This is a genomic window from Paenibacillus oryzisoli (assembly GCF_001653565.1).
In the GTDB taxonomy this organism is placed as follows: domain Bacteria; phylum Bacillota; class Bacilli; order Paenibacillales; family NBRC-103111; genus Paenibacillus_E; species Paenibacillus_E oryzisoli.
This window is the reverse complement of record NZ_LYPB01000073.1, coordinates 147,561-169,976: the sequence shown is the minus strand read 5'-3', so window position 1 is coordinate 169,976 and position 22,416 is coordinate 147,561. Positions and strand designations below refer to the sequence as shown.

Sequence of the window (22,416 nt, the reverse complement as noted above, 5' to 3'; positions counted from 1 at the left end):
AGGCTTATCCATGATTAGAAAATTAGGGACGGTCACATTAGCAGTAGCACTCGCGGGTAGCTTAGCAGCTTGCAGCTCCACCAAAACCGATACAGGGGCAAGCCCAGCGGCGTCCGCCAAAGCATCCGATCAACCGGCAAGCGCGGCTCCTGCCAAGGGAAAGACGAAGCTCGCTTATTGGACGAATGATCGTCACGATATGGACTACATTAAGAGCGTTGTACAGAAATTCAATGAAACGAATGGCGAAAATATTGAAGTCGAAATTGTTGTCAAAACCGAGGATTTCAATCAAGCGATTGACCTGGCTTTCGCATCGGGACAAGCGCCGGACATTATCCGCGTGAAAGAGAATACGATCCAGCCATTTGTTGCCAAAGGATACCTCAAACCGATCGATACCTATGTCGATGATACGATGAAGAAGAAATTCCCGATTATTGATGATTTCAACCGCATCGGTGGCAAATTGTACAGTCTTCCAAACTACGGCTCGACCCTGCGTCTCGTTTATAACAAAGATCTGTTCGCCAAAGCGGGTATTACTGCGCCTCCCAAAACATTGAAAGAAATGGTTGAGGATGCGAAGAAAATTACTGCCGTTGGTAAGGCAAGTGGCTCTTATGGCTTTGCGCTGAACTTCAAGAGTCCAGACAGCGCACTTGGTCGTTCGGCAAGGGTAATCGCGGAAGCTAACGGTGTTGGCGGGTTTGGGTTTGATTTCAAAACAGCGAAGTTCGATTTCACAGGGTTTAAAGATATCATTCAATCCTTCAAGCAAATGGTTGATGATGGCAGCACATTGCCAGGGATGGAATCGCTTGATATTGATCCGCTTCGCGCCCAATTCGCAGAAGGCAAAATCGGAATGTACATCTCCTATTCCTCGGAGCCAGGGGTGTACGCTAATCAGTTCCCAGCTAAGATTGAATGGGCAGCAGCGCCTGTTCCAACCACGGACGGTACGATTAAAGGGGCAACTTCATTCGTCGGCGGCCAATGGTTAGCAATAAGCAACACAACCAAGAACGCGGATCAAGCTTGGAAATTTATGCAGTTCATGTATGCTGATGATGTGTTGAAAACGTATCATGAGAAAGGTTTCGGCCTATCCATGGTGCCAGCGATTTCTTCCACAGCGAAGAAGCCTGAGATTAAAGGCATTGATGGCTTCTTGCCAAGCGGCAATGACGGCACGTGGCCGCTGCAGCCAACTGTTACGGTTGAAGGTATGAAATACAATGACGCCTTCTTCAAATATATGATCAGCGGCGGCAACTTGGATCAAATTATTCAAGAATTGAACAAACGCTATAACGATGCGTTGGATAAAGCTGTTGCGAAAGGCGATGTCAAAGTAGCGCCAAATGCAAGCTTTGATCCAATGAAACTGATGATGAAATAAGAGCTAATTGAAGAGATTGGAAGCGAGAGTGGAGCTGAAACTCCACTCTCGCGCTCTTCTTCATAGATTTATGGGGTCCCTGGAAAGTAATAGGACTATGCGTTCCAAGCTTAGCTTCACTTTCTGGGGAAATATTGGAGGGAATAGGATGAACAGAACACGCCAGATCGGGTTTTCCTACTTATTTTTATTTCCAAGCTATCTGCTGACCTTAGTGCTGGGTGTCTATCCGATTGCTTGGGCGATTCGCTACATGTTCTATGATTACAAGGGCTTCGGGGCACCGACTTTTATTGGGATTGATAATTTCAGACGACTTTTCCGGGATACGCAGTATTGGGATTCTGTCATCAATACTTTCGTGTATGCAGGTGGCAAGCTCATCATAACACTTCCGTTATGCTTACTTCTTGCCGTGATATTAAATTCGAAGCTGCGTGGACGCAACTGGTTAAGAGCCATCTATTTCATGCCTACGATCATTAGCTCAGCTGTCATGGCTGTCGTATTTTTCGTCATTTTCAACTCTTACAATGGCATTCTGAATCAATATTTATTAAAGTTTCATATCATTTCTGAAAGAATCGATTGGCTTGGACCCAAGCATGCGATGCTGACAACGATCCTCATTGCAGTTTGGGGGGCGGTAGGGAATTATATGCTGTTATTTCTAGCTGGTCTTCAAAATATCCCGAATGATGTGTACGAAAGCTCCTCCCTGGATGGAGCGAACAAATGGCAGCAGTTCTGGTATTTAACGATTCCGATGCTAGGTCCAGTGCTTCAGATCGTGATCATGCTCGCCATTATCAATTCCCTCAAAGGGTATGAGAGCATCATGGTTCTTACAGAAGGTGGACCGGTAGGGAAGACGGAAGTCATGTATCTCTATGTGTATAAGCTCTTTTTCCCAACGCCATCGCACGCATTAACCGAGCAGCAATTCGGCTACGGCAGTGCAGTTGGCTTCGTGACCGCGGTAATTGTCGGCATCATCACGCTGGTTTATCATGGGATGTCGAAGCGCCTAAACAAACTTCAATAGGAAGGAGACTCAGGAATCATGGCAGTGACTAATTCGATACGGGCTGTTCAAATAAAGAAACCAACACGGTCATTTTCAGTAGGGAGATGGGGTGGAAGAGCGCTGCTCTGGCTGTTTTTACTGATTACTGCTTTACTCATCGTTTTCCCTGTCGTTGTGACTTTTTTAGGCTCCTTTATGTCCAACATGGAGATTACCAAGGGGGGCAAAATATTCCCGTCTTCCTGGCACTTCGAAAATTATAAGGAAGCTTGGGTACAAGCTAATTTTGCCAGATTTACTTGGAATAGCTTGTTCCTGAGTGGAGCGACGACGATCGGCGTACTGATCGTAGCCTCCATGGCCGCATATGTCGTAGATCGTCTCAAATTCCCAGGAAAAGCGATTTATGTGGCGATTCAAGCGTCCACGATGTTTATTTCCATTGGCGCTGTTGTTATTAGACCTCAGTTCGAACTGATGGTCAAACTGCACCTGAATACGAATTTATGGGGCGTAGTCCTTATTCTCATCAGCGGTCACGCGTATATATTCTTTATTTTACTGAGCTTCCTAAAAGGTATTTCCCGGGAATTAGACGAGGCTGCGCGGATCGACGGCTGTTCTAACAGCGGCATTTTCTGGCGGATTATTTTGCCGCTGATGCGTCCAGGGCTTGGCGTAGGCGCACTGTTTACCTTTTGCGGAGCGTGGAATGAATACTTGCGGCCGTTAGTATTTACGATGACGAATCCGGATTTGCAAACGCTGACGGTTGGCTTATCTTACTTGCGGTACGGGGCATCTGCTGCGGTACAAACGCATTATATGATGGCTGGAGCTTGTCTATCGATTCTGCCGCTGTTACTTGTCTATATGATTGCCAATCGTCAGTTCATGCAAATGACGGCAGGTTCATTGAAAGGCTAGGAGGACATCTCACCATGGATATCAAGCGCATAGAGATATTGCGTAGGAACGCAGGGAAAGCGGAATTTCAAGCAGCGATAGAGCTGCTAAGATGGGATGCGGAAGAAGCGGCGAAGATTACCTTCGCCGTCCGCGCCAACGAGCAAGGCGAATGGACGCACGATTATCATTGTGAAGAAGATGGGACTCGGCTCACTTTCCAGTGGGGCGAGCCCTTTCTTCATCGTTGTTCGACTTGTGGCAAGGAACGGCGCAATCAACTGCTTGATGGATGCTGGACGTCGATCGCTCATAGCCAGATCGGTCAAGCCGTGTATCGTGTAGCATTACTCTATGCACTAGAGCCTGATGAGAAACGACTGCAATTCGTCCAATCATATCTCATGGCATATGCCGATCACTACGAAACGTACGCCATTCACGGCAACGTTCCCTATAACGGGCCTGGCAAACTATTTGCCCAAACGCTGGATGAAGCGCATTGGATTACGGACTTGGCGCTTGCTTTCGATATGATTCAGGAGCATCTCCCCCCTGAAGAGCTCGCTCATATACAGGCGGGGCTGCTTGAGCCCTGTGCCCGGTTTCTTATTGCGCATAAAGAAAAGCAAATCCATAACCACTCCGTATTGATTACATCAGCTATTGCCGCGCTGGGGCTTCTATTACATGATAGGACGGTGCTGGCTGCTGCTCTAGAAGGTGAATACGGCCTGCATGACCAGTTGAATCGCGGAATTATGGAGGACGGTTTATGGTACGAGGGGAATGTTCAATATCATTTCTATGCGTTTAAATCGCTGCTGCACTACGCCTTAATTGCTGAAGGAACGACTTGGGATGTATGGACAAAGAAAGCGCTGAAAGCGATGTTCGATTATCCCTTGCAGTTGGTTTTGCCAAACGGGGTGATGCAAACGCTCAATGACGCAGGGCTAGGTCATCATATCGGCACCTATGTGCCGTACTACGAGATTGCCTATGATATTTATGGTGATGGCAAATATCGTTCGCTTTTGAATACGGCTTATGGCACGGCAGAAGATGATCCACGCATCAAGATCGCGAAACCAACGCAGCGAGATTCAATCTACGCATTGATGTTTGGCCAGGATTTAGATGGAGAGACAACGGAGCTGGATTCGCTCGGAGCTGAAGTACAGCGGACACGCTCTTTGCCCGCGAGCGGACTGACCAAGCTAGTGAACTCAGCGGGCTGGCATGTGATTGTGAAGCACAGCCGTTTTGGCGGGGAACATGATCACATGGATCGCCTAGGTCTATCCGTCATGCACAGCGGCATCCCTTTGCTTGTGGACCCTGGCACGACAGCGTACGGCGTGCCTGCGCATTACGGTTGGTTTAAACATACGTACTCGCATAATACCGTGAGTATCGATGGGGCAGACCAGCCGCCACGGGATGGACGGTTGATTCAAATGCACGAAGAGTCATGGGGCGCATGGCTGGAAACAGCCGTGGATTGGCTGGCTGAGGAGTATGAGATGAAAGATCGCATCATCTTGCCTGCAGAGCTCAATCCATGGGACAGCGATGCGTATCGAGGGGCTCAAATTCGGAGAATAAATATCTTAGTTGAGGATCATCTCCTTGATCTTGTGCAAGTCACTGTCCCCGAACCGCGCGTGGTTCATTGGACGAATCATTGGAGCGGTAAGCTGCAAGACAATGATGCTCATGATCTTTGGTCCGCCACGGAGGATCAGTTAAGCCGATTGGATCAGCAATGGTTCAAGGAGAAGCGGAAGCTGATAGCGGACGAATCCGCCTTCAGTTACCAGATGCGTGAAGGAACATTGGAGCAGCACGTCTGGTGCTCGCTGCCAACCCATATCTATACCGCGTTGACGCCAGACAATCCACCAAGTGGGCAGCGAACATCTAATACGATAACGGCTTCTGTGGAGAAGCGAGTGATATTTGTGCAAGCTCTGCATTATGATGCCGACTTGGGAAATCGACGATTAGGTCGACTCGAAGTGGCTGAATTGACTACCGATACCCTTCAAATATCGTGGAATCACGCGGAATCACAGGCAACTTATCACATACATCTATTAGACGGAAAAGTGTATATTGAGAAGCTGATCTGATGTCATTATGATACCCATGTGAAACAATTCGATATAACCCCTAATTAGGGGAAAAGGGTGTGTAAAAAAAATGAGAAATAAATTGTCATTCCTCAGTTTTTGGTCAATCAACGATGAATTAATTCTAGAACAGCTGCAAGATCAGTTAGACGAAATCCGTTTAGCCGGACTGGAGGGCGTTGTTTTTCATCCTCGTTTTTACCCGAACAAACCTGTTTATATGAGTGAAGCGTATCTGGCCATTCTTTCAGACTTGATTATATATGCCAAATCGACGGGCATGATCTTCTGGATTTACGATGAAAATGGTTGGCCTTCTGGCACAGCCGGTGGTGAAGTGTTCCGAAGGTTGCCGGAATCCACATGCAAGCATGTGAATTGGATCTCGGATGAGCAAGGTGGCAAGCTTGTTTTTGGAGAAAGTGCAGCCGTCTCCTCCCTAGACCCAGAGGCTGTACAACTATTTATAGCATTCACGCATGAGGGCTATCGTAAAGGCCTGCTTCCTGAAGCCTTCGATTATGTGACCGGTTTTTTCTCTGACGAAGTCGCGTTCCTGGATGGACATGGGATTACCGTCAAAACAGGTGCCATCCCTTGGGATGATCGATTCCCAGCGCTCTATGAGAGGAAGTACGGTGAAGATTTGTTCCTGCAATTGCCGCTTATGTTCACAACGGGGGACGGCTACGAAGAGTTCCGTGTGCGCTACTGGGAAATGTTAACGGATGTGATTGTTGCGAGTTTCTATAAACCTGTAGCCGATTGGTGTGAGAAACATGGCAAAAAATTCACGGCCCACGTGAAAGCGGAGGAAAGTCCATTTTTCCAATTATCGTATAGCGGTTCAGCGTTTCAAGTTTTAAAAACAGTTGAAACACCAGCGATTGACGCCTTGGAGCGACTCCCAGGGAATAACTTTTACCCGCGTATTGCTCATTCTGTTGCAATGCAGCAAGGACGAGATTGTGCGCTGGTTGAAGCTATGGGGGGAAGCGGTTGGGGTGTCTCGCCCGAGTCCTTCACCAATTATGTGATGTGGCTGGCAAGTCATGGCGTGGAACATTTCGTATTCCACTTGAACCAGCTGAGGCTTACCACACAAGCGGTACAAGACTGGCCGCCTTCCATGCCGAGCCATCTTACTTGGAAGGATGCCTTTCCTGCGCTGTTGGTATCACTGCAGGAGCAATCTGCACAACTGCCTGATTTGAGGGCGAAGCCAGATGTGCTTATTGTAGTGCCCACCCGTGGGATTATGGCGCATTTCGATACGCGTGACGCGATGCCAATGAATGAGCATGACGGGACGAACATTCCAGCCAGTACGGCAGGGACTCTCAATGCGAAGCTGCTTGCGCTCGTAGAAGCTTGCTTCGACGCAGGCGTTCATTATGAGTTAACCGAGGAGCGGGCAATTGAGGAATCGGGTGCGATCATGGACGGCACGCTGCGGATTGGTCAGCGTGACTACACGGATGTGCTTCTAGCAGATGGCTGCCGTTGGCAGGACCCAGCGATTATAGAGCGGATGCGTGCAGTGGGAGTTACGCTTTGTGATTCGGAGGACTGGCAGCGTGTGCTGCAGGCGAAACATACTGCTCTACTACCGACTCGGGAGATTACACACTTAGAGCAGACTTCGTGGACCGCAGAAGTGCCGGAAGAGAATCAAATTTATATAGAGCTGCAGCCCCAAGACAATGGCAAGCTGACAGCAGAAATCAACATGAATCAGGCGGAGTCCTATGGCGGAATGACACTCTTTGTACATGATGAGGTGCATGCGGTTTGGTTGAACGATGTGAAACTAGAAGTGCTGCCAACGGCACTCGGTTTCGAGGCGGCTGTTCCTGCATCGTTAATTGTGAAGGTGTCGAAGCTGCATTTCGAGGTCACGCCGCTGCCAGGGGGAGAAGCATGTCCGATTGCTTTCCTGCGTGGTTCGTTCATTGTCAGGAGTGAAGCTCCTCTGATTGAGAAGGACGAGCATCAATGGCTGTTGGAAGGGCCATTTACGTTAGCTCCATTGCCTACTAAGATCCAGAGTGAGGACTTAATTACGGCTGGGTTCCCATATGCTGGCTTGCCAATAATGGTGAGAAAAACGATCTTACTCGACGATGCAGAGAACGCTGCCCTTGGGTTTTCCGATCTATGGGCAGATGCCGCATTGGTGAAACTGAATGGGGATGAGCTGGGTTGGTGCTGGGGACCCAATTGGTCTGTACCGCTTCCGCAAGTGATCCGGAAAGGCGCGTATGTAATGGAGGTCCTGTTATATCCGAGTACTTTCAATGTGTACGGACCTCATCGGCATATCGACGGCGACCGTTATTTAACGAGTCCAGATCAATATAAAGGTGTTAAAAACTTTGCCGACCGTCCAGATGCTCCTGAACAAACGAAGGTGGATGGTGCCCATTTCGTCAAATGGGGGATAGCTGGCGAGGTACGATTGGTTCAATAACTAAAAACATTAAGAAAGCTGCCCTCGATATGGAAGTTCCCGCATTACTGGAACCAGGGCAGCTTTTTTATACTTATTTATGTAAGCGCTTTAAGCGTTTAATTATCTCGTCTTAGCGAGAACATCAGAAGGAGGGAATTTATTTGCGCAAAATGAAGGCTTGGCTGATTGGATTATTTTCATTTATTTTTATCCTTGGGGGTTTAGGGGCTGTGCCTGTTCAGGTTCATGCGGCGACCATCTCTTCTTATGGATTGCCTTCGATCTACACCGCATCCACGGTGTACGGGCTTAAGGTAGATGCCACAACGATTCCAGTGGTTAGTTACACAAGCGATTACGATTATGCTCATTTCTCCATGTCAGGGGCCGCAACCATTGAGATTACGGCTATTGGGCAAGCGAGCATTACGTCCTACTCCATCTCCCCGAAGAAGCTGAATGTAACGGGAACAACGAGTGGCAACAAGCTGACTTTTACAGTCAGTGGCGACGAATATTTGATTGTCAAAATCAACGGACAACGCGCGCTCGTCATCGCAGCTGACCCGGCGGAGACGAACAAACCGGCATCATCGGGGACGGGGATTTATAATGTGAAGAACGCACCGTACAACGCGGATAGCACAGGTTCGGGTATGGCGACAACCGCCATCCAGAATGCTATTAACGATGCAGCCAACTATACAGGTGGCCAAGGAATTGTCTATGTGCCTGCAGGGATCTACAAGGCAGGGAATCTGCAACTGAAAAGCGACGTTGCCTTGTACTTGGAAGGCGGAGCTGTGCTTCGTTTTACAGGAGTGGCGAGTGATTACACGGTGAATTGGCACAAGGATTCACAGAATCGAGACGTCACTTGGTGGCTGTACACCCAGAATGGCGCAGACAATGTCAAAATTTACGGTCGAGGCACCATCGACGGCAACGGCAAATACGCGACCACGACGAACAATTTTGCCAGTAATATCATTGTGCCGATCGGGACTACCAACTTTACCTTCGATGGACCGTTAATCCGCGATTCGGGGTCATGGGCTGTAACGCCAGCGAGATCGAATGATTTGACTTTTAAAAATCTGAAAATCCTTAACCGCTTTGATATGGGAGAAAACGACGGCATTGATGTGAATGAATCGCAGAACGTGCTCGTTCAGCATGGCATCGGCATTGGTTTGGACGATCCTTACACCACAAAATCATGGGATCAGACGACAGATATTAGTCTAAGCTGGCCTGGAAGCCCTGAGCCTGTCAGCAATGTCGTTTTTGACGATCTGATTTCTTGGACAGTGTGCTTCGGATATAAAGTAGGTCAAGGTATGCGACAAAATCAAAGCGACGTTACATTCAAAAATAGTGTGGTGTACGACGCATCTGTCGGTATCGGTGTTGATCATAAATATGGTGTTGGTGATCTCACGAATGTTACCTTCGATAATATCGATATTGAGCGAATAACGTATACCAATGACAGCACGCGGACATGGGCCTCCTTTATTATTCGAAATGCTGATGGTTTTGGCGGCGGTACAATCAATACCTTGATCGTTAAGGATATTCTAGTCCGCGATGCCGGAACGACGTTGGGGACGCTGAAAGGATACAGCAGCACCAAAAACATCAGTAATATCACGTTTAATAACGTGGTAATGCCTGGCAGTTCGACGCCTGCGCAGAACTTAGCGCAAATGAACATACTGAATCGCGCTAATCACACACCTGTGACGATCCTGCCGACGCAAATTGCTGAACCTGTACAACGCGTGAATTTAGCTTTGAATAAGGGGGCAATAGCTTCTTCGGGCACGGCTGCGCCGAGTCTTTCTTTTGATGGCAACTTCGGTTCACGTTGGGGGTCTAGCTATACAGATAATGAGTGGATCTATGTCGATCTGGGGTCACCGGTGTATGTCGATGGTGCGAAGCTTTATTGGGAAGCGGCTTATGGCAAAAACTATCAAATCCAAGTTTCTAATGACGGCAGCACATGGACGAATGTATTCAGTACAACTACGGGAAATGGCGGTGTTGATGACATCAGTTTTACGCCAACGTTGGCTAGATATGTGAAAATGAATGGGACTCTGCGAGGTACCGTGTACGGCTACTCTCTATGGGAGTTTGAAGTATATGGATCTGTGGGTAACTTAGCAATGGGGGCAGGTGTGTCAGCGACCAGCTCGGTGGAGAATACGAATTTTGGGGCGGCCAAAATACATGACGGACAACGCAGCAGCGTGACAGGCTCCATGGGTTGGAGCAGCAACAACAGCTTAACTTCGAACCATATAGAGTCGGTGACGCTGGATATGGGCTCAAGCAAGACGATCTCGAAGGTGGATCTGTTTCCGCGTAATGACGCAGGCAATGTTGGGCAGAACTTCCCGATCGATTTCACGATTAAAACCTCTGTCGATAATGCGAATTGGACGACTGTTGTAGCGCGTACGGGGTATGCGCAGCCAGGGAATGCCGTTCAGAGTTTTGCGTTTTCTGCGGTATCTGCAAGATATGTGAAAATAGATGGGACCAATCTGCGCCCGAATCCAAGCGATGCGAATCGGTATCGGATGGCGTTTGCAGAGGTAGAAATTTACTAGCATCGAGCTTTCCAGATAATGTCCCTAAAAAATCAGTTAACGTCCACAAAAACGGATGTTAACTGATTTTTTTCATTGTTGGCTTGTTGGCAATCGAATGCCTTCCCGGTATTGGCTTGGTGAGATGCCATACAACTTCTTGAACATTCGACTAAGATGTAATTGATCCGTATATCCAACGGAGTAGGCGATTTCCTTTATGGAAAGTGACGTGTTCGTCAGCAGTTCACACGCTTTGCTCAGTCGGATTTCGCCTAAATAGTGCTGCGGCGGTGTGCCGATGGCTGCTTTGAAAAGGCTCGTGATGTATTTCCGGCTTAGTCCCAATGTGTGGGCCATTTCCTCAATCGTAAGGTGGCGGGCATAGTTGTTCCTCATAAAAGAGATCGCTTGAGCTACGTACATGTCTTTCATGGTCTTCTGCTGCTGGAACGGGGGCTCCTGTTGAGAGGATTCCAGTAACAAGGCTAAGAAGGCATATAGCGCCGAGGTCAGCTGCAATGGCTTGCTGTAAAACTGCTGGTTCGCGTCAAACAGTTTATTGAAGCACTGCCGGATTTCCAACTCCCGATCGCAGGAAATGACAGGATTGTCTGGCGTGAAGCCAGCTTGCCGCAAATAATCTTGGACGATGCCGCCACCGAAAGCGACCCACGAAAAGTTCCACGGATTCACTTCGTCCGCTGCAAAAAAAGAAAGGACATAGGGAGATATCAGAAAAACATGTCCCTGAGATAAGTGATACGTCTCCTTGCCGACACGATAGATCCCCTTGCCACTATGAATATAGAAAATTTTATAGTTCTGTTTAATCGCTGGTCCCCAAGATTGACCAGGCACGCATTGTTCTGTCCCCGTGTAATAGAATTGGATGTCCTGCTGAGCTTCAATTGAGTACTGAGCAATTGTATGGTTAACCATCGACGGCTCCCCCTGTAAGGTTTGAAAGAGTAATAGGTCATTATGCTATATAGTGCATCCATTTTATTATAGCAGTGACTCCCAATATGGACTAGAATGAACTCAATTCACATGTAATCGTTGCGAAGCGAGGTCAATCAACGTGACGACTATCGAACCCTTGCTGAAAAAAGTACGCCGTATCGATCAGCTGGAAGCTTTCGCGGAAGATGTGCAGCGAGCTAGGCGAAAAACCCGCTCACGTCGCGTTAGCTTGGCTGCTTACGAACCCATTCGTGACAGCGCCGATTATTGGGCCTCGTACCGTGAACCAACTGATAGATAAGCTCCGAGCGGTGGAGCTTAAGCTGGATGAAGCGACGTTGAAGGAGCTGGTTCGCATTTTCCCAGGTCCAGGCGGAGCGGCTCCTGCGGTTTATGCTTGGTAAAGCATTCATTCATTCATTACATAAGAGGGGAGCTGCTTGCGGCTATGAAAAACAATCGTTGGGCCTTGGTCACCGGAGCTGACCGAGGGCTTGGTCTTGCATTGGCCAAAGGACTATTGGCGCGAGGTTATGATGTATGGGCAGGGCAGTATGCGGAGGAATGTCAGGCATTGCAGGAGTTGGAGGCAGCTTACGGTAAGCGGCTGCGTCCTATTCGTCTGGATATCAGCGATGCGACGCGTGTAGCGGAAGCGCTGCGTATCGTAGTTGCCGAAACGGAACGGCTTGATCTGCTCATCAATAATGGTGCTATCCTGGGGGATACGACCTCGAACATTCAGGATGAGTTGGATTTTGAAGACATTGAGCAGGCCTTCCGGGTGAATACACTTGGTGCATTGCGTATGACGAATGGGTTGATTAATCCTATTTTAAAAAGCACCGACAAAATCATTATGAACATCTCGTCCGAAGCGGGCAGCATCGGGGCTTGTAAGCGAACTGCTTGGTATGCCTACTGCATGTCCAAATCTGCGCTCAATATGCAATCACAACTCGTTCATAACCAAATTTCACCGCAAGGCGGCAAAGTGATGGTCGTGCATCCCGGGCATGTGCAGTCTTATATGAAAGGCGAGCTAGATGCGACAGCCAAGCTGACGCCTGAGCAATCTGCTCAACACATTCTCAGCCTCCTCGAGCAGCGACTCGGACCCGATTGGCCGGATCAAGCACTGGCACTAACTGACTATCAAGGCGGACAATGGCCGTGGTAAGTCATGGCGACATGGAGAAAAGGAGATGAATTCGAATGGCAAGTATAAGTATTCCTACCTTGCTTCTTGGCAATAACGACGATGCACCATACCATAAATTGCGGGCGGTGCAGCAGCTTATCATCGATAACTTAGGGTCATCTTTTCAAGTCACATCAGTTGAAGGCACTGCTCATCTGAAAGTGGACGTCCTCCGGCCCTATCCATTAGTCGTTTCCTACTTAGACATATGGGGGGGAGTGCCTGAGGCTGAAGAAACAGCTGGCCTCCTTCAATATGTTGCTGGCGGAGGGGGTCTACTCATTATCCATAACGGCATCTCCATCCAGGGCAGCCCGGAGCTTAGCCAGCTGATCGGTGCAAGATTTACAGGTCACCCAGCCTACACGAGACTCCCTTTCGAGAAGATAGAGAGCGATCATTCATTAACGAACGGACTGGAGCCATTCGAGATGGACGAAGAGCCGTACCGCTTCGAACTAGACCCACTCGCGCAGATCGAGCTCCTCCTGACGTACGTACATGAAGGCAAACAATGGCCTGCAGCATGGACGCGCACATATGGGTTGGGCAGAGTCGTTTACCTGATGCCTGGCCATCATCCGCCATCCTTTCAGTCGGAGACATATGGGAAGTGGATCCGTTCTGCCGGTTTCTGGGCAGCAGGCTTGCCGGTTAACTAAGCTGACAATGGGCTCGAACCAATTGACACGAACCAGTGCCTTGAGGCGCTGGTTTTTTGTTTTATTATTTGGGGGCGTTGGGCTTGAAGCAGGAGCAGAGCTACTGCTGGCGTGAACGCGAGCAGGGTTTATACGCTTTTCATTTTCACCCAACACTTATCTACTTCAATTCACTCATCACCTTATCTACTCCAATTCACTCATCACCTTATCTACTCCAATTCTCGCATCCCCCTTCTACTTCAACTCTCCCATCACTCCATCAACCCCAACTCTCCCCCTCACCCCATCTACCCCAACTCTCCCCTCACCCTTCCCCAAAAATGTAAAAATACAACCTTTTAGACTAATTTAGGGCCAAAATTGACAAATACGTGCAAAAAGGCATCAATTTTAATATATTTCGTGATAATGACCTGAAAATACCTGAAATTGATGCCTTTTTGCATCCATTTCCAAGGAACCGTGGGGAAAACCAGTCGAAAAGTGCCTTTATGCATTTTTGACAAGGGGAAGGGGAGGGACTTGAGGATCTAAGCGTTCTCTGAAGAGCAACTAGCGTACTAGCGTATGCCACGGCACCGAGTTGCCGCCTTCACTCCATTGAATAAAGCTTCAAGATGGCGCGAAAAATATTTTATTTAGTCAATTTAAAGACTTGTCTTTTATATGTCCCCTTTCATACAATAGGAGAAGATAGTAAGTAACACCTTAGGATAGGAGCGCTGTGTGATGCGTTTTAAAGATGTTTTTTCCATCATCGGCCCCTCGATGATCGGTCCCTCCTCCTCGCATACCGCGGGTGCAATTCGATTGGGACGCGTTGCCAGGCAACTGCTAGGCGAACAGCCGCTCCAAGCAGAGATCACGTTGTACGGATCTTTCGCAGATACGTATCGAGGGCATGGCACGGATCTCGCGCTGATCGGTGGAATTATGGATTGGGAGACGGATGATCCACGTATTCCGGGAGCGGCAGATGAAGCGGAAGCGTTAGGCGTCGCTGTAGCTTTTCATATTAGCAAAGATAAGGCTGATCACCCGAACACGGTGGGTATTGTACTTACCTCAGAATCGCGGAAAATCAGCATGAGAGGGGCTTCGATCGGCGGAGGCAATGTTGAGATTATCAATGTTAATCAATTTGATGTGAAATTCACAGCGAATTACCCTACATTGGTGGTATCCCATCATGATCGGCCAGGAATGATTGCAGATATTACTACGCTGCTAGGGAGCAATCAGATCAATATTGGATTTATGGATTTGGACCGAAAAGGGCGCAATCGCGAAGCGATGACGGTCATTGAGACGGATGCGTCAATTCCAGCTCCTTTAGTAGAACAAATTCTGCGTCTAAACATGATCACTGACGTTAGAAAAGTGGATCTGGCAGAAAGAGGCGACGAATGAGGTTTCGGACATTAAAGCAGCTAGCCGATCTATGTGCGGCGGAAGGCTTGACGATAGCAGAAGTGATGCTGGCTGATCAAAGTGAAGAATCAGGCAAATCGCCCGAATATGTATTTGATAAAATGCGTGCCTATTATCAAATCATGAAAGAAGCAGTAAGCAAAGGTCTAACCGAGGATACGACCTCGCGAAGCGGGTTAACGGGGAAGGATGCGCAGCGTGTGGCTACCTACCTCACGACAACGGAGGCATCGCTGGGCGAAGAGGCTTGCAAAGCGATGGCCTATGCTTTAGCGGTATCCGAAGTTAACGCATCCATGGGCCGAATTATTGCGACACCGACGGCTGGTTCATGCGGAATTATTCCAGGGGTATTTATTAGTTCTCAGCAGCGTTTTGGCTGGGAAGATGATCACTTGGTCAAAGGGTTGCTATGTGCAGGTGCGATCGGCTATGTGATCGCCAACAATTCATTCGTTTCCGGCGCAGAAGGCGGATGTCAGGCCGAAGTTGGCTCGGCAATCGGGATGGCAGCTGGCGCACTCGTTGAGCTGCGCGGCGGTACGCCTGAGCAAGCGATGCATGCGGTCGGACTTGCGCTGAAGAATACGCTCGGACTGATTTGCGATCCCGTTGGTGGATTAGTAGAAATCCCTTGTATCGTTCGCAATGGCTTCGGCGCAGTAAACGCGATGGCGGCAGCTGATATGGCACTCGCAGGAGTCCGTTCGGTGATCCCTTCCGATGAAGTCGTCCAAGTGATGTATGAGGTAGGCACAGCCATGCCGGAGAAACATCGGGAAACGGCCAAAGGCGGTTTAGCGCAGACACCGACAGGGCGTAAAATTATGAAGGAATTGAACCTAAAAAAGAAAGAATAGCAGGCGTACAAATAACCGCCCCCTCAGGATATTCCATATCGTGAGGGGGCGGTTATTTTCATGGACTAAGAGGCATTTGGCGTTGCCCGATTATCCACCTCACGGCATCGCCTGGCGTTTAAGCTGCTAGTGCGAGGTTTCACTTCCATTCCTTTTCGGTATATAGTAAAGAAATGATGTATGTGAAAGGAGCTAGGAAGAGTCCATGCGCACAACAATGTCTACAACCATGACTGAAGAACAACAAGGTATTTTTCCAGCTGTCTGCCCTCTGGATTGCCCGGATCAGTGCGGATTGCTGCTTCATAAAGAAGACGGGAAGATTGTTAAAATCGAAGGAGACCCTGAACACCCCGTGACACAGGGAGCTATTTGCAATAAAGTTCGCAACATGACGGCACGTATTTATGATGATAAAAGATTGCAGTATCCCTTGAAACGTGTCGGCCCCAAGGGGGAGGAGGCCTCGTTCGAGCAGATTTCCTGGGATGAGGCGTTGAACACGATCACGAGTCGCTGGAAGGAACTGATTGCCTCGGAAGGCCCAGAATCCATATTGCCCTATAGTTTCTATGGCAATATGGGGAGAATCGGAACGGAAGGCATGGATCGCCGCTTCTTCCACCGGATGGGAGCGAGCCGTCTGATGTATTCGATTTGCGAATCAGCCGGCACGGAAGGCTACAAATACACGATGGGCGGCAGCTACGGGACCGATCCAGAGGATACGGTGAACGCGAAGCTGATCATCATGTGGGGAATCAATGCGGTCAGCACGAATATGCATCAGGTGATGCTGGCTGAGAAAGCCCGCAAGAATGGCGCGCAAATCATCGTAATTGATGCGCATAAGAACCAAACAGGCCGCTGGGCGGACTGGTTCATTCCCATTTTGCCAGGTACGGATGCGGCTCTGGCCCTTGGCATGATGCATATCCTGTTCAATGAGGGGATGACGGATGAGGATTTCCTACAGCAATACACGCTAGGGTACGAAGAGCTTAGGGAGCATGTAAAGCAATACGATCCTGCCAGTGTATCTGCAATTACAGGTGTGCCTGTGGTAGACATTTATCGCCTTGCTCGCTTATATGGCGAGACTTCACCAGCTTTCATTCGTATTGGGAATGGAATCCAACATCACGATAATGGCGGTATGTGCGTGCGGACGATCGCTTGCTTACCGGCGTTAACAGGACAATGGCTGCACCCTGGCGGCGGTGCAATTAAAGGAAATGGCGCTTATCTAGAGCATAATTTGCCGGCCTTGCAACGGCCGGATTTGCGAACGAAGAGTGCGCGTCTCATCAATATGAACTTGCTTGGCAGCGCCTTGCTCGAGCTGGACCCGCCTATCCACGCTTTGTATGTGTATAATTCGAATCCAGCGCTGGTCGCTCCTCATGCGAATAAAGTGAAAGCGGGGCTGGTGCGAGAAGATCTATTCACTGTCGTGCATGATTTGTTCCTAACGGAGACAGCCAAGTATGCGGATATTGTGCTCCCAGCGACCTCCTCTTTTGAAAATACAGATTTCTATCGCTCCTATTGGCATCACTACGTGCATCTTCAGTTGCCTGTAATTGCGCCTTATGGGGAGAGCAAAGCGAATGTGGATGTGTTCCGATTGCTCGCAGCGAAGATGGGCTATGAAGATGAAGCGCTGCGGGACAGCGATGAAGACATGGTACGTCAGGCATTGGATCATCCTGGAAACCCAGCATTAGCCGACATTTCATATGATGCTTTGTTGGAAACCGGATTCATGAAGGCAGCGACTCTGCCCTTATTTCCCGGGAAACTGCGGACGCCTAGCGGCAAAATTGAACTCTACTCGGCCGACATGGCAAGTAAGGGGTTTCCAGCACTTCCAACGTATGTGCCGCTTGCTGAAACCAGTGATTTGCCATTTATGTTCATTCCAGCGCCGAATCATAACTTCTTGAATTCAACATTTGCACATAACGAGAAGCATGTCCGTATGGAGAAAATGCCAAAGCTGCATATGCATAACAACGATGCATCGGCATTAGGTTTGGCTAGCGGCGATACCGCACGGGTGTGGAATGAGCGCGGCGAGTGTGAGCTGGTAGTTATGGCGGGCCGCGATGTACAGCGCGGGGTGGTCGTCAGTCAAGGGCTATGGGCCGATACCCAAGGGGGCAAAACGCGCGTCAATGTCCTGACACCTGATCGTGTGGCCGATATGGGTGGTGGAGCTACCTTTTTCTCGGGAAGGGTAGGCGTGGAAAAGTTGAGCGGAGCTTGAACATTTGGGCGGTTGGCGGCATAGGGTACATCAGGAGATGATGATTTATGCCCATACAGCAGAAAGCTTACGCTTTAATCGGAAGACCTGTTGGTATTTCCTTGATGGATGGTACTGGCGTATCCGGTATTCTGTGCAGTGTACAAGATGGATCGATCTACGTCATTGAATATTTATATCATACGCAATTCGCTACGAAGCACTATACGTTCAATCAAGTGAGAGATATCATGCCGTATCCGCAATGTCCGCAGCCTGTGTATACGCCACAGCCGTTGTACTAATATAACTGGACTTGCGCACCTAACCGATCCTTATGGATCGGTTTTTTTGCCGCGAGATCCTAAATTTATCCACTCCCTAACCTAAATAAATGACAATTCAATTTGCAAGAAAGGAAGTATGATCATTTTTGTATACGCTTACAATGGGCGAAATCTAAACGATAAGGAGTTTTGTCGGAATGAAATATCATCTTGTCAAAAGTAAGATAAGCATCATGCTGATTTTCTCATTGATAGTCTCGCTTTTACTGCTTCCTGTAACTAGTATGGCGGCAGATGTTGAAGTGGATGTGGGTACTCCGCTACTTGCTAGCGAGGACGCAGCTCTCCTTAAGGATACGGGAAATGCTAGCGTTGAAACAACGAATTATAACACCAAGACGGATACTGCTGAAGGTGTATTTAGTATCTCGACGAGCAGCACCAAGAAGAAACAAGCCTATTTTAAATTTAATGTGACCTCTGTGGCAGATGCTACCTACAAATTTTATTTGGAAGTTTCGGCCAAGCGAGGCAGTAGTGAAATTAATACCGATCTGCAAGTTTATGCCCTAGATAACTTCGCCTGGGAAGAAAACACGATAACTTGGCAGACATCGCCTTATACGGATTTGACGCAACTTACGCAGCTTGGCCAATTCACGGTAACTCAGCCTAATAAGATTAATGGTAGCAGCCAAAATCCAGCGCTGTATAAGGTTGACGTGACCGAATATGTTAGACAACATGTAGCTGATGGAGCTGTATCCTTTGTTGTTGCCAACAGTTCAAGCAACTCGGTTAATGTCTATTCCAAAGAAGCTACAGGGTTGAATGCGAAGTCACAGCTTCGTGTGACGCGTGTTGTACAAAGTGACACCACGCCACCCACTTGGCCATCCAACGCTGCACTAAAGTCATCTAATCTCGGAACCGACTTTGTCGAATTAAATTGGCCAGCAGCAACAGATGATAGCTCTGTATCTAATTATATGATCTATCAAGATGACACCCTCGTCAAAACGATGACAGGGAATACCTATACAGCTCAAGGCTTGTCGCCTAACACAAGTGTTACTTATCACGTGTATGCGGGAGATCCCGTTGGTAATTATTCGACGCCATTGACATACCATGTAACGACGTTAGCTGCACCCGTTACACCGTTACAAGTCGTAGAAGTTAACGCTAGCAGCAGCGATGGCAATGTAGAGAGTAACACATTGGATAACAACTTATTCAGCCGTTGGTCAGCATCTGGTGATGGCCAATATATCATGTTTGATCTAGGAGAAACGAAACGGATCGGATATGTCGGGATTTCCTTTTACAAGGGAGATCAACGTTATGCGCCAATTGACATTCAAACGTCCAACGATGCACTAACATGGACAAATGTATTCAGTGGCAACAGCCGCTCAGATACCGCCAATATGCAGGCATTCGATATTGCGGATACGGATGCTCGTTTTGTCAAAATTATTGGTCATGGTACATCTGATGGCAAAACGTTCATCAGCCTAACCGAAGTTATGATTTATCCGCCTTTCCTGAACGGAGATACACCGGTTGCAGTTGTTCCGAATACGATACCGGAAGCGCCTCCGGGTACCCTTCCTTTTACGAAAGCTGGCTTGACTAAACAAGATGGTTCAGCACATCCTTTGCACACGCCTAATCCTGTAACGGGTACAACACATAATGTTGTCAATTATGGCGCTGACCCTATAGACAATGGGCATGATGATAGGGTTGCTATTCAAAATGCGATTGATGCCTCCTCACCTGGGGATGAAGTGTATATACCGAATGGTGTTTACAATCTAATCTCTTCACCGGATGGTTTCGTGAACATCAAACTCAAATCAGGTGTAAACTTGCGAGGGGAAAGCCAGTCCGATACGATCTTGAAATCAAGCATTGATAACATTAAGAATAGCTCTGTGGTCAAGTCATCGAATCAACATGATATTGTTGTCTCCAATTTAACGGTAACTTCAACATGGAATCGTAACTTCTCGTTAGAACACGCTACCAATAATCCAGATGCAGGGGGACCTGACAGCTCTATCGCCATTGCTAATTATGGGGAATCTCCATCCTATAACGTGACCATTGATCATGTAACTGTGGAACGATTCAGCCGTATGGCTATTCGAATCGAGAATAGTCATGATGTCGTTGTTCGCCGCAGTACCTTCCGTAATGCAACAGATCTAGGCGGAGGCGGAGCCGGATACGGGACTTCCATTCAAGGTATGCCGAAGGTGGATCGACTTGGTTTTGACAATGATACGTATTGGAATGTGGTTGAGGACTCAATCTTTCAAGGACCGTATTTGCGACATGGATCTCTTATTCAGAATGTTGCACACAACAACACGTTACGAAACAATCATTACATTAACACCAAACTAGACGCGATTGACCTGCACGGTGAATTGGAGTACTTGAACGAAGTGTATGGGAATACGATCGAGAATATTTGGACTGGCGGAGGAGTAGGCCTTGGGAATACCGGGGGAACGGCACCGACGAATCATAGCAAATCTGGTCCTAAGAACCATATCCACGACAACGCCATTCGCAATTCGCGGGAAGGTATTGTTGTCACCATGGGTACACCAGAAACGTTGATTGAGAACAATGTGATTGAGAATACGACAACGGTAAGTAATGCGGTTGGCATAAATATTTTAAATGGACCAGGAACGCGCATTATCAATAACATCATTCGTAATAACACGGCGACGAACTACTGGGGAATTATGCTAGAACACGATAATGGTGATAAGAACGCAAACTTTGTAGGAGCGGGCGATCCTCAAGACGTACAAATTATAGGCAATACCATTACCGGGAATACGTATGGGATTCAATTGCAGGCGGGGACGAACATTGTATTAACGAACAATTATTTGAACAACTTGGGAACGAACTATGAAAGGGCGGATGGGGTAACGACGACGGAAATTTGGCCGACGCCTACACTGGACAACAGTTCATCAACTCCATCGTCAACTGGCGGCAGTCCGCTAAGCAACAATTCGGAAATTCTGAATGCCAAAGTAACCGAAGAGAATGGAAAAGCGGTAGCCACAGCAACATTAGATGAGAAAACATTAGATACGATTATTAAAGCACAAGGAAACGGTCCGATTACTATCGTGGTGGATGCGCCAAGTGTTGTAGGGCAGATACAGCTTACGTTGAACCAGTCCTCTCTTCAGAAGCTGAAAGACATCCCATTCGCAACGATTAAAACCGACATGGGAAGCGTGAAACTCCCTCTACACCAATTGGATATGTCTCAATTAGCTGGGATCCAAGTCAATATTGGTAGGAACGAGAATGCTTCAGCACAAGCAAATGCTGCAGGAATCAAAGTCGTGAACGCGATCGATTTCACTATGCAGGCAGTCATGGGGGATGGGAAATCTGCAACGATATCCAGTTTCAGCTCCTATGTACCGTATACCGTACAGGTAGATCGGGCGATTAATGAACGTTATCTTGCAGCCGTTAGAGTCGTCAAGGATGCGCAAGGGAAACCGACCTATGAACCTGTGCCGCTTACGGTGAAATCAGGAGAGGCGACGCTGTATAGTCATTCCAATGAGACGTTTCTGCTAATTGAAAATGATATTTCTTTTATCGATACGAATGGGCATTGGGCACAAGATGGCATTGAGCGAATGGCCAATAAATGGCTCGTTCAAGGTGTATCCAAAGAAGAGTTCCGTCCAGATCAACCGATCACACGTGCAGAGTTGGCAACGCTTCTCACTCGCGCGTTGGGCATCAAGTCATCCAATGAGACTAGGGCTTTCAAAGATCTGAGTCCTACAGATTGGTTTAATGATTCTATACATGCTGCGGTTGAGGGTGGCATTATCACGGGCTATGGAGATGGTACGTTCCGACCTAATCAGACGATAACACGTGAGGAAATGGCGGTCATGATCGATCGGGCGCTTCAGTCCGCTGGCTATGATAATCAACAACTAACAGGTGATTCAACAATATTTACGGATCAAAAGCATATTCAATCCTGGTCAACGGACGCGGTTCGACGTTTAGTTCAACTCCACTTAATGGAGGGCATGACTCCGACATCCTTCGATCCGGAGAAGGAAGCAACGCGTGCACAAAGTGCTGTACTTCTACAGCGCTTAATTCAAATCTTAACATTTACGAATTAGGTACAAAAAAGCTTGATCGAACCCCGTTCACTAC

14 protein-coding genes and 1 pseudogene are annotated in these 22,416 nt (G+C 48.0%); 14 read left to right on the top strand and 1 reads right to left on the bottom strand.

Annotation, left to right across the window (positions count from 1 at the left end):
- The first annotated feature begins 10 nt into the window (after nt 1-10).
- From A8708_RS19050 to A8708_RS19025, 6 genes are all read left to right on the top strand, one after another.
- The gene (locus A8708_RS19050; RefSeq protein WP_068666283.1) at nt 11-1,405 is read left to right on the top strand and encodes an ABC transporter substrate-binding protein; all 1,395 of its coding nucleotides are present in this window, start codon (nt 11-13) and stop codon (nt 1,403-1,405) included.
- Nucleotides 1,406-1,553: 148 nt separating this feature from the next.
- Nucleotides 1,554-2,450 carry a carbohydrate ABC transporter permease gene (locus A8708_RS19045; RefSeq protein ID WP_068666281.1) on the top strand — a complete coding sequence of 299 codons (897 nt, stop codon included), beginning with the start codon at nt 1,554-1,556 and terminating at the stop codon, nt 2,448-2,450.
- 18 nt (nt 2,451-2,468) lie between these two features.
- Nucleotides 2,469-3,359, top strand: a complete 891-nt coding sequence (locus A8708_RS19040; RefSeq protein WP_082927631.1) for a carbohydrate ABC transporter permease — start codon at nt 2,469-2,471, stop codon at nt 3,357-3,359.
- A gap of 14 nt (nt 3,360-3,373) precedes the next feature.
- A complete protein-coding gene (locus tag A8708_RS19035) occupies nt 3,374-5,473 on the top strand; it encodes a heparinase II/III domain-containing protein (protein WP_068666279.1) in 2,100 nt (699 codons plus the stop codon).
- A 70-nt stretch (nt 5,474-5,543) separates the two neighbouring features.
- Nucleotides 5,544-7,943, top strand: a complete 2,400-nt coding sequence (locus tag A8708_RS19030; protein ID WP_068666277.1) for a hypothetical protein — start codon at nt 5,544-5,546, stop codon at nt 7,941-7,943.
- 152 nt (nt 7,944-8,095) lie between these two features.
- Complete coding sequence (locus A8708_RS19025; RefSeq protein WP_239696778.1) at nt 8,096-10,546, top strand: discoidin domain-containing protein; 2,451 nt, start codon at nt 8,096-8,098, stop codon at nt 10,544-10,546.
- 72 nt (nt 10,547-10,618) lie between these two features.
- Here the strand turns inward: A8708_RS19025 and A8708_RS19020 are convergent, their stop codons facing one another.
- Nucleotides 10,619-11,467, bottom strand: coding sequence for an AraC family transcriptional regulator (locus A8708_RS19020; protein WP_068666273.1), 849 nt, complete (start codon nt 11,465-11,467; stop codon nt 10,619-10,621).
- A 209-nt stretch (nt 11,468-11,676) separates the two neighbouring features.
- Here A8708_RS19020 and A8708_RS19015 point away from each other — a divergent pair.
- From A8708_RS19015 to A8708_RS18980, 8 genes and pseudogenes are all read left to right on the top strand, one after another.
- Nucleotides 11,677-11,895: pseudogene (locus A8708_RS19015) on the top strand (aldo/keto reductase); the annotation flags it as partial.
- A 44-nt stretch (nt 11,896-11,939) separates the two neighbouring features.
- On the top strand, nt 11,940-12,671 hold the full coding sequence (locus A8708_RS19010; protein WP_068666269.1) for an SDR family NAD(P)-dependent oxidoreductase: 732 nt from the start codon (nt 11,940-11,942) through the stop codon (nt 12,669-12,671).
- A gap of 35 nt (nt 12,672-12,706) precedes the next feature.
- Complete coding sequence (locus A8708_RS19005) at nt 12,707-13,354, top strand: ThuA domain-containing protein (protein ID WP_068666267.1); 648 nt, start codon at nt 12,707-12,709, stop codon at nt 13,352-13,354.
- 732 nt (nt 13,355-14,086) lie between these two features.
- On the top strand, nt 14,087-14,767 hold the full coding sequence (sdaAB, locus tag A8708_RS19000; protein ID WP_068666265.1) for an L-serine ammonia-lyase, iron-sulfur-dependent subunit beta: 681 nt from the start codon (nt 14,087-14,089) through the stop codon (nt 14,765-14,767).
- A complete protein-coding gene (sdaAA, locus tag A8708_RS18995) occupies nt 14,764-15,648 on the top strand; it encodes an L-serine ammonia-lyase, iron-sulfur-dependent, subunit alpha (RefSeq protein WP_068666263.1) in 885 nt (294 codons plus the stop codon). Before sdaAB ends, sdaAA begins: the two co-directional genes overlap by 4 nt.
- Nucleotides 15,649-15,853: 205 nt before the next feature.
- Nucleotides 15,854-17,917 carry a molybdopterin-dependent oxidoreductase gene (locus tag A8708_RS18990; RefSeq protein ID WP_239696771.1) on the top strand — a complete coding sequence of 688 codons (2,064 nt, stop codon included), beginning with the start codon at nt 15,854-15,856 and terminating at the stop codon, nt 17,915-17,917.
- A 47-nt stretch (nt 17,918-17,964) separates the two neighbouring features.
- On the top strand, nt 17,965-18,201 hold the full coding sequence (locus A8708_RS18985; RefSeq protein ID WP_068666261.1) for a hypothetical protein: 237 nt from the start codon (nt 17,965-17,967) through the stop codon (nt 18,199-18,201).
- A gap of 179 nt (nt 18,202-18,380) precedes the next feature.
- Complete coding sequence (locus tag A8708_RS18980) at nt 18,381-22,382, top strand: S-layer homology domain-containing protein (protein ID WP_068666259.1); 4,002 nt, start codon at nt 18,381-18,383, stop codon at nt 22,380-22,382.
- The last annotated feature ends 34 nt before the right edge of the window (nt 22,383-22,416 follow it).

What these genes read in the sequence shown, in the direction of transcription:
- A8708_RS19035 (WP_068666279.1), top strand. Translation starts at nt 3,374, where the DNA reads ATGGATATCAAGCGCATAGAGATATTGCGTAGGAACGCAGGGAAAGCG.
- A8708_RS19045 (WP_068666281.1), top strand. Translation starts at nt 1,554, where the DNA reads ATGAACAGAACACGCCAGATCGGGTTTTCCTACTTATTTTTATTTCCA.
- sdaAB (WP_068666265.1), top strand. Translation starts at nt 14,087, where the DNA reads ATGCGTTTTAAAGATGTTTTTTCCATCATCGGCCCCTCGATGATCGGT.
- A8708_RS18990 (WP_239696771.1), top strand. Translation starts at nt 15,854, where the DNA reads ATGCGCACAACAATGTCTACAACCATGACTGAAGAACAACAAGGTATT.
- sdaAA (WP_068666263.1), top strand. Translation starts at nt 14,764, where the DNA reads ATGAGGTTTCGGACATTAAAGCAGCTAGCCGATCTATGTGCGGCGGAA.
- A8708_RS18980 (WP_068666259.1), top strand. Translation starts at nt 18,381, where the DNA reads ATGAAATATCATCTTGTCAAAAGTAAGATAAGCATCATGCTGATTTTC.
- A8708_RS19030 (WP_068666277.1), top strand. Translation starts at nt 5,544, where the DNA reads ATGAGAAATAAATTGTCATTCCTCAGTTTTTGGTCAATCAACGATGAA.
- A8708_RS19040 (WP_082927631.1), top strand. Translation starts at nt 2,469, where the DNA reads ATGGCAGTGACTAATTCGATACGGGCTGTTCAAATAAAGAAACCAACA.
- A8708_RS19010 (WP_068666269.1), top strand. Translation starts at nt 11,940, where the DNA reads ATGAAAAACAATCGTTGGGCCTTGGTCACCGGAGCTGACCGAGGGCTT.
- A8708_RS19005 (WP_068666267.1), top strand. Translation starts at nt 12,707, where the DNA reads ATGGCAAGTATAAGTATTCCTACCTTGCTTCTTGGCAATAACGACGAT.
- A8708_RS19050 (WP_068666283.1), top strand. Translation starts at nt 11, where the DNA reads ATGATTAGAAAATTAGGGACGGTCACATTAGCAGTAGCACTCGCGGGT.
- A8708_RS19025 (WP_239696778.1), top strand. Translation starts at nt 8,096, where the DNA reads ATGAAGGCTTGGCTGATTGGATTATTTTCATTTATTTTTATCCTTGGG.
- A8708_RS19020 (WP_068666273.1), bottom strand. Translation starts at nt 11,467, where the DNA reads ATGGTTAACCATACAATTGCTCAGTACTCAATTGAAGCTCAGCAGGAC.
- A8708_RS18985 (WP_068666261.1), top strand. Translation starts at nt 17,965, where the DNA reads ATGCCCATACAGCAGAAAGCTTACGCTTTAATCGGAAGACCTGTTGGT.